This window comes from Streptomyces sp. AV19 (assembly GCF_015999245.1).
Classification (GTDB): Bacteria; Actinomycetota; Actinomycetes; order Streptomycetales; family Streptomycetaceae; genus Streptomyces.
In genome coordinates, this window is sequence record NZ_JAEAMR010000003.1 from 857,268 (window position 1) to 864,092 (window position 6,825).

General features: G+C 71.7%; 6 protein-coding genes. 3 read left to right on the top strand and 3 right to left on the bottom strand.

Annotated features, from left to right (window positions below; translation table 11 throughout):
• Positions 1-14 precede the first annotated feature (14 nt).
• The 3 genes from I5Q34_RS04000 to panB all read right to left on the bottom strand — a co-directional run bounded on the left by I5Q34_RS04000 (position 15) and on the right by panB (position 3,115).
• A complete protein-coding gene (locus tag I5Q34_RS04000) occupies positions 15-839 on the bottom strand; it encodes an ABC transporter permease (protein WP_199890648.1) in 825 nt (274 codons plus the stop codon).
• Entirely contained in the window at positions 836-1,855 is a 1,020-nt protein-coding gene (locus tag I5Q34_RS04005; RefSeq protein WP_199890649.1) for an ATP-binding cassette domain-containing protein, read from the bottom strand. Before I5Q34_RS04005 ends, I5Q34_RS04000 begins: the two co-directional genes overlap by 4 nt.
• 402 nt (positions 1,856-2,257) lie before the next feature.
• Positions 2,258-3,115: a 3-methyl-2-oxobutanoate hydroxymethyltransferase gene (gene panB / locus I5Q34_RS04010; RefSeq protein WP_199890650.1), complete on the bottom strand. Its 858-nt coding sequence runs from the start codon at positions 3,113-3,115 to the stop codon at positions 2,258-2,260.
• Between the two features lie 191 nt (positions 3,116-3,306).
• Here panB and I5Q34_RS04015 point away from each other — a divergent pair, with 191 nt between their 5' ends.
• The 3 genes from I5Q34_RS04015 to I5Q34_RS04025 all read left to right on the top strand — a co-directional run bounded on the left by I5Q34_RS04015 (position 3,307) and on the right by I5Q34_RS04025 (position 6,763).
• A complete protein-coding gene (locus I5Q34_RS04015; RefSeq protein WP_199890651.1) occupies positions 3,307-4,935 on the top strand; it encodes an MFS transporter in 1,629 nt (542 codons plus the stop codon).
• The gene (locus I5Q34_RS04020; RefSeq protein ID WP_199890652.1) at positions 4,932-5,570 is read left to right on the top strand and encodes a TetR/AcrR family transcriptional regulator C-terminal ligand-binding domain-containing protein; all 639 of its coding nucleotides are present in this window, start codon (positions 4,932-4,934) and stop codon (positions 5,568-5,570) included. Before I5Q34_RS04015 ends, I5Q34_RS04020 begins: the two co-directional genes overlap by 4 nt.
• A 173-nt stretch (positions 5,571-5,743) precedes the next feature.
• Positions 5,744-6,763, top strand: coding sequence for an endonuclease/exonuclease/phosphatase family protein (locus I5Q34_RS04025; RefSeq protein WP_199890653.1), 1,020 nt, complete (start codon positions 5,744-5,746; stop codon positions 6,761-6,763).
• Positions 6,764-6,825 lie beyond the last annotated feature (62 nt).

Sequence of the window (6,825 nt, forward strand, 5' to 3'; positions counted from 1 at the left end):
CACGGGCCGTCCCGTCACGTCTTGTTGCGGAAGCGGGCGACCGCCAGTGGTGCCGTGACGACCGTGATGCCCACGGACCACGCCAGCGTCAGCCACACCGAGTGGGCCACCGGGCCGCCCTGTATCAGGTTGCGGGAGGCGTCGGCGAGGTTGGCCAGCGGGTTGTACTCGGCGAACGCCTTCAGCCAGCCGGGCATGGTGTCGGGCTGGGCGAAGATGGAGCTGCCGAACTGCAGCGGCATGAGCACGAGCATGGCCATCCCCTGAACGGCCTGGGCGGTCTTCATCGCCAGCCCCAGCAGCATGAAGGGCCACATCAGCGAGGCACCGAAGACGACGCTGAGCGCGATCGCGGCGATCAGGTGGAGGACGGAGGTCTTGACCTCCAGCCCGAGCGCGAAGCCCATGCCGAGCTGGATGGCCACCGCGACCGCCAGTCGGAAGAGCTCGCTGACGATCTTCGCTATGAGGACGGACGACCGGGCGATCGGCATGGTCCGGAAGCGGTCCATGATGCCCTTGCGGAAGTCCTCGTTGAGACCGGTGCCCACCGCCATGGCGATGTTGAGGCCGGTCATGGCGAGGAGGCCGGGCACCAGGTAGTTGACGTAGGTCTCCTGGTTTCCCTTGCCGGCGATCGCGCCGCCGAAGACGTACACGAACATCAGCGTGAAGATGATCGGCATGAACACGGCGTCGAACATCGACTCCGGGTCCTGCTTGATCGCCAGCAGGTTCCGGCGTGCGAGGGCGCCGATGTGCCGCAGGTGGGAACGGAGCGGAATGCGGCCTTCGTCGGCCGGCGCCTTCGCGGGCGCGGTGATCGTCGCCGCGCTCATGCGGAGACCTCCTGGAGTTCGTTGGCGCGTGCGTCCTCGGCGGAGGACGTCTTCTGGCCGGTGATGGCCAGGAACACCTCGTCGAGGCTGGGCAGATGGGTGTTGACACCGGCGATGGCGAAGCCGCGCTCACCTAGCAGGCCGATGACGGCGGTCAGTTGGTGGTCGCTGACGATCGGGACGTTGACCACGCCCTCGGCCTCGTCGGCGGTGGCACCGGTGATCCCGTCGAGCCCGGCCTGGGCCACGGCCCCGACCATGCGCGGCAGTTCGGCGCGGTCGGCCGGGCGTATCTGGAGCGTGCGGCCGCCGACCTTCGCCTTCAGCTCGTCGATCCGGCCGCCCGCGATCACCCGGCCGCGGTCGATGACCGTCAGCTCGCTCGCGAGCTGCTCGGCCTCCTCCATGTACTGCGTGGTGAGCAGGACGGTGGCGCCGTCGCGCACCATGCCCTGCACCTCGGCCCAGACCTCGTTGCGCGTGCGCGGGTCGAGGCCGGTCGTCGGCTCGTCCAGGTAGAGCACGGCGGGCCGGCCGATCATCGACGCGGCCAGGTCGAGGCGGCGGCGCATGCCGCCGGAGTACTGCCCGGCGGGGCGCTTGGCGGCCTCGGTGAGCGAGAAGCGCTCCAGCAGGTCGTCGGCGCGGCGGCGGGCCTCCTTGCGGGACAGGTCGAGGAGGCGGCCGATCATGTACAGGTTCTCGAAGCCGGAGAGCTTCTCGTCGACCGAGGCGTACTGGCCGGTGAGGCCGATCGCGCGGCGCAGCTGGCGGGGCTGGGCGAGGACGTCGTAACCGGCGACGCGGGCCGTGCCGGCGTCCGGGCGGATCAGGGTGGAGAGGACACGGACGAGGGTGGTCTTGCCCGCGCCGTTGGGGCCGAGGACGCCGAGGACGGTGCCCTCGCGGACGTCGAGGTCGACCCCGTCCAGGGCCTTGGTCTCGCCGTAGTGCTTGACCAGGCCCCGGACCTGTACGGCGGTTCCGTCGCCGTCGGGGATGTCGGTTCGCTTCATGCCGACCAGAGTGGCAGGGGGCACTGACAACGGGCCGACAGCGGCCCGACAGCCCACCGACAGGCCGCCGCCGACCAGGGGTTTTGTGCCCCGGCCCCGCCCTTTCACCGTTTCTTCCGGGGCTGCGCCCCTCGGCCCGCTCACCGCGGCTCCGCCCCGGACCCCGTATCGCGGCTTCGCCGCTCGTCCTCAAACTCCCCGGATGGGGCAACCCCCAGACGGGCTGAATCGTGCGCCCGGGCACGAAAATCAGCCCGTCCGGCGCTTGAGGACAACCGCGCGGAGCGCGGTTTCGGGGGTGCAGGGGGCGGAGCCCCCGCTCACCGCGCGGCGAAGCCGCGCCCGGGGCCGGGGCCCCGCCCCGGGAAACGGTGAAAGGGCGGGGCGGGGGATCGGCCCGCGTCAGCGGAACGAGTGCTCCGGGGCCGGGTACGCGCCGCCGACCACGTCCTCCGCGAACTCCCGTGCCGCACCGGCCAGGACGTCCCGCACCTGCGCGTACTGCTTCACGAAGCGCGGCACCCGCCCGCCCGTCAGCCCCGCCATGTCCGTCCACACCAGCACCTGCGCGTCGCACTCCGCGCCCGCGCCGATGCCGACGGTCGGGATGTGCAGGCTGCGCGTGACCTCGGCCGCGAGCTCGGCGGGGACGAGTTCGAGGACGACGGCGAACGCGCCCGCGTCCTGCGCGGCCTTCGCGTCGCGCAGCAGTTGCGCGGCCGCCTCCTCGCCGCGGCCCTGGACGGGGTAGCCGCCGAAGGCGTTGACCGACTGGGGGGTCAGGCCCACGTGGGCCATGACCGGGATGCCGGCCTGCACCAGCATCTCGATCTGGTGGGCGGACCGCTCGCCGCCCTCCAGCTTGACGGCCTGGACACCCGCCTCCTTCACCAGCCGCGTCGCGCTGCGCAGCGCCTGCACCGGGCCCTCCTGGTACGAGCCGAAGGGCAGGTCGCCGACGACCAGGGCGCGCTTGGTGCCCCGGACGACGGCCGAGGCGAGGATGGTGATCTCGTCCAGGGTGACGGGCACGGTGGACTCGTAGCCGAGGTGACAGTTGCCCATGGAGTCGCCGACCAGCAGGACGGGGATGCCGGCCTCGTCGAAGACGGAGGCGGTCATCGCGTCGTAGGCGGTCAGCATGGGCCACTTCTCGCCCCGCGCCTTCGCGGCGGCGATGTCGCGGACGGTGATGCGCCGGGAGCTCGTCCCGCCGTACAGCGCCTTGCTGCTGTCGGGGGTCTTCACGGCATGCGTCATGGCAATGGCTCCTGTGATGTTGTCGTCTCGAGGCGCCCTGACGGCGTCCCCGGATCGCCTCCCATGCTGACACGACGATCTCCGGCGAGGAAGTCACCGGGAGTAAAGCCCGGGGGAAGGATTCAAGCTTCAACGTAAAGACTTTCCAATACGGAACGGGCTCGTATCGAAAACCGGTCTACGCTATTCGTATGACAATCCCAGCCGGTGACATACCGGCGCGCCAGGTCCCCGAGGCCGTGCACCGCAGACGGTGGGCGATCCTCACCGTGCTCCTGTTCAGCCTGCTCGTCGTCGTGCTCGACAACTCGATCCTCAACGTGGCGATGAAGACCATCGCCTCACCCGCCCCCACCGGCCTGGGCGCCACCCAGAGCCAGCTGGAGTGGGCGATCAACTCCTACACCCTGGTCTTCGCCGGCATCCTGTTCACCGCCGGCCTCCTCGGCGACCGGCTCGGGCGCAAGAAGGTCCTGCTGTTCGGCATGACCGTGTTCGGCATCGGCTCGGTGCTCTCCGCCATGTCCGGCTCGCCGGGCGAACTGATCGCCTTCCGCGCGGTGATGGGCTTCGGCGGCGCGTTCGTGATGCCGGCGACCCTCGCGATCATCATGAACGTCTTCGAGCGCGACGAGCAGCCCAAGGCCGTCGGCATCTGGGCGGGCGCGGTCGGCCTGGCCATCGCCATCGGCCCGGTCACCGGCGGCATCCTGATCGACCACTTCTGGTGGGGCTCGGTCTTCCTCGTCAACGTCCCGATCGTCATCTGCGGCCTGATCGCCATGGTGTTGCTGGTCCCCGACTCCAAGGACCCCAGGCCCGGCCGGCTCGACCCGGTCGGCGTGCTGCTGTCGGTGGTCGGCCTGGTGCTGCTGGTGTACGGCATCATCAAGGGCGGCCAGCTCGCCGACTTCTCCGACCCGGAGGTGTACGGCACGGTCGGCGGCGGCCTGCTCGTCGTCGTCGCGTTCGTCCTGTACGAGCGGCGCACCGACCACCCGGCGCTGGACGTGCGCTACTTCCGCAAACCGCAGTTCTCGGCGGCCGTCACGTCCATCGCGCTGGTCTTCTTCGCGCTGCTGGGCGTCAGTTTCTTCAGCGTCTTCTACACCCAGAGCGTGCGCGGCTACAGCCCGCTGCAGAGCGGCCTGCTGATGCTCCCGCTCGCCGCCGCGCAGATGTTCTTCGCCCCGCGCGCCCGGCTCGTCGTGGCCCGGTTCGGCGCCCGCGTGGTGTGCTGCGGCGGCATGCTGCTGGTGGCCTTGTCCATGTCCGGCTTCCTGCTGCTCGACGCGGACACCCCGATCTGGGTGCTGGAGGTGCTCTTCTTCGTCCAGGGCACCGCGATGGCGCACATCATGCCGCCCGCCACGGTCTCGATCATGCAGTCCCTGCCGCGCGAGAAGGCGGGCTCCGGCTCGGCCGTGAACAACACCTTCCGCCAGATCGGCGGGGCGCTCGGCGTCGCCGTCCTCGGCTCGGTGCTCTCCACGACCTACCGCGACGGCATCGCCGGCCGGCTGGACGACGTCCCCGGCCTGACCGACTCCGCCCGGCACGCGGCCGGCGAGTCCATCGAGGGCACCCTCGCCCTGGCCGAGAAGCTCGGCCCGGCCGGGAAGGGCCTCGTCGGGCCCGCCAACGACGCCTTCCTGCACGCCATGCACGTCACCGCCCTGGGCGCCACGGCCGTCGCCGCGCTGGGCGCGCTCGTCGTCGGGCTCTTCCTGCCCGGCAAGGGCGCCGCGGCCGCCGGACCGGGCGCGGAACGGCCGTCCGAGCGGCAGCAGGCGGGGGCGGGGACGGGGGCGGACGCATGAGTGCCACGAGCGCGCCGAGCGCCTCGACGCCGGACGCCGGCCCCCTCCCCGTCCAGCCGCGCGGCCGCCCGCGCAGCGCCGCCGCCGGCACCGCCGTGATCGAGAGCGTGCTGCGGCTGCTGGAGGAGGGCGTCACCGTCAGCGAGCTGTCGATGGAGCGGATCGCCCGCGAAGCCGGCGTCGGCAAGGCCACCGTCTACCGGCGGTGGGCCGGCAAGGAGGCGCTGATGCTGGACGTCCTGCGCTCCATGGACGAACGCAACCCCGAGCTCCCCGGCACCTCGGTCCGCGACGACCTCGTCGCGCTGCTGGACTTCCTGCGCCGGCGCGGGCTGGCCAAGCGGTCCTCCGCCGTGATGCGCACGGTCGTCGCCGAGGTGCAGGCCCGGCCCAGGGTCTGGAAGGAGTACCACGAGACCGTCGTCTCCGCCCGGCGCGAGGCGTTCCTCGCGGTGCTGCGGCGCGGGATGGCCTCCGGGGAGATCCGGGGCGACGCGGACCCCGAGCTGCTCATTGACCTGTTCGTCGGCCCGATGCTGGCCCGGGTCGTGCTCCACGAGTGGAAGGAACTGCCCGAGGGGCTGGCCGAGCGGATCGTCGACACCGTGCTCCAAGGTGTTCGTCCGGTGCCCTGATTGTGCCCGTTGTGTCACAGCAGGCCGTCCCCGCCCGGACCGAGGAACCCGGCCGGGCCGGGGCACCGTCCTCCTCCCCGAACGGAAGCCCCCCGCCCGTGGTGATCACGGTTCCGCTTGATCACCTATCGTCGGGTCCGGGGGATCGCAGCGAGACTGAATGAGGACGACGGATGCCGCAGGCGCACGTGCAGGAGACGGGCCACGGAGGAGCGGGTCCGGAGCGGACCGGCTCCGGGGCCCGGCGCCTCGCGGACCGGTGGCGGGGCCCCGGGATCTGGCGGCGCGGCCTGGTGATCGCGATCCTCGCGGTCGTCCTGGGGCTGCTGATGCTGCTGCACGGCCAGATCCCCAACCGGGTCGGCAACCTCGGCAGCCTCGCGGAAACCTTCCTCCCCTGGTTCGGGCTCCTCGTCCCCGTCCTGCTCGTCCTCGCCCTGTGGCGCCGCTCGGCGACCGCGCTGATCGCGGTCGTGCTGCCGGCGATCGCCTGGCTCAACCTCTTCGGCGGACTGCTCACCGACAAGTCGGGCTCGGGCGGCAACTTCACCGTCATCAGCCACAACGTCAACGCGGAGAACCCCGACCCGGCCGCCACCGCGCGCTCCGTCGCCGCGGCGGGGGCGGACGTGGTGGCCCTGGAGGAGCTCAAGCCGGAGGCCGCGCCGGTGTACGAGCGGACGCTGGCCGCCTCGTACCCGTACCACTCCGTGCAGGGCACGGTCGGCATCTGGAGCAAGCACCCGATCACGGACGCGCGCCCCGTCGACATCAAGATGGGCTGGACGCGGGCGCTGCGCGCCACGGTCGGCACGCCGCAGGGCCCGGTGGGCGTGTACGTCGCCCATCTGCCGTCGGTGCGCGTGAAGTTCAACGCCGGCTTCACGGCCGGGCAGCGGGACAACAGCGCGGCGGCGCTGGGACGGGCCATCGCGGGCGAGCAGTTGAAGAAGGTCGTGCTGCTGGGCGACCTCAACGGGACGATGAACGACCGGTCGTTGGCGCCGGTGACGTCGCAGCTGCGGTCGGCGCAGGGGGCGGCGGGGGACGGCTTCGGCTTCAGCTGGCCGGCGAGCCTTCCGATGGCGCGGATCGATCAGATCATGGTGCGGGGGATGGACCCCGTGGAGGCGTGGACGCTGCCGGACACCGGCAGTGATCACCTGCCGGTGGCGGCGCGGGTGAAGCTCTGACCTCGGCGGTGGGCGGTGGGGCGGGGGATTCCGCCCCTGCCCCCTCTGGGGGGAGGGGCAGG

Excerpts from the sequence above, each read along its gene's own strand:
- I5Q34_RS04000 (WP_199890648.1), bottom strand. The coding sequence starts at position 839 with ATGAGCGCGGCGACGATCACCGCGCCCGCGAAGGCGCCGGCCGACGAA.
- I5Q34_RS04005 (WP_199890649.1), bottom strand. The coding sequence starts at position 1,855 with ATGAAGCGAACCGACATCCCCGACGGCGACGGAACCGCCGTACAGGTC.
- panB (WP_199890650.1), bottom strand. The coding sequence starts at position 3,115 with ATGACGCATGCCGTGAAGACCCCCGACAGCAGCAAGGCGCTGTACGGC.
- I5Q34_RS04015 (WP_199890651.1), top strand. The coding sequence starts at position 3,307 with ATGACAATCCCAGCCGGTGACATACCGGCGCGCCAGGTCCCCGAGGCC.
- I5Q34_RS04020 (WP_199890652.1), top strand. The coding sequence starts at position 4,932 with ATGAGTGCCACGAGCGCGCCGAGCGCCTCGACGCCGGACGCCGGCCCC.
- I5Q34_RS04025 (WP_199890653.1), top strand. The coding sequence starts at position 5,744 with ATGCCGCAGGCGCACGTGCAGGAGACGGGCCACGGAGGAGCGGGTCCG.